Raw genomic sequence first — 270 nt, 5'->3', positions numbered from 1 at the left:
GTCCAGACCCCCAGCCGCCCCCGCGTCTCCGACGTGGCGTGAACCGCTCCCTCCGGCTCGTCGTCGCCGCCCTCACCGTCCCCACCCTCAGCGCCCTCGCCGCCGCCCTCGTCTGCTGGCCCATCCACGACGGACCCCTCGGACCCCAACTCCTCATCTTCGGACTGATCCTCGCCACCGGCATCTCCGCCGGACTCCCCGCCTGCCTCACCTGGCTCTCGCCCAAGAACCCCGACACCGAGAACTGACCCCCCAGGAGCACCCCCGTGC

Annotated in this window: 1 protein-coding gene; it reads left to right on the top strand. The window is 72.6% G+C overall.

The window, feature by feature from the left end; genetic code table 11:
* The first annotated feature begins 38 nt into the window (after window positions 1-38).
* Window positions 39-248 carry a hypothetical protein gene (locus VR45_RS41815; RefSeq protein WP_045945226.1) on the top strand — a complete coding sequence of 70 codons (210 nt, stop codon included), beginning with the start codon at window positions 39-41 and terminating at the stop codon, window positions 246-248.
* Window positions 249-270: the final 22 nt, after the last annotated feature.

This window comes from Streptomyces sp. NRRL S-495, from assembly GCF_000966955.1.
In the GTDB taxonomy this organism is placed as follows: domain Bacteria; phylum Actinomycetota; class Actinomycetes; order Streptomycetales; family Streptomycetaceae; genus Kitasatospora; species Kitasatospora purpeofusca.
This window is presented reverse-complemented; position numbering and strand designations above follow the sequence as displayed.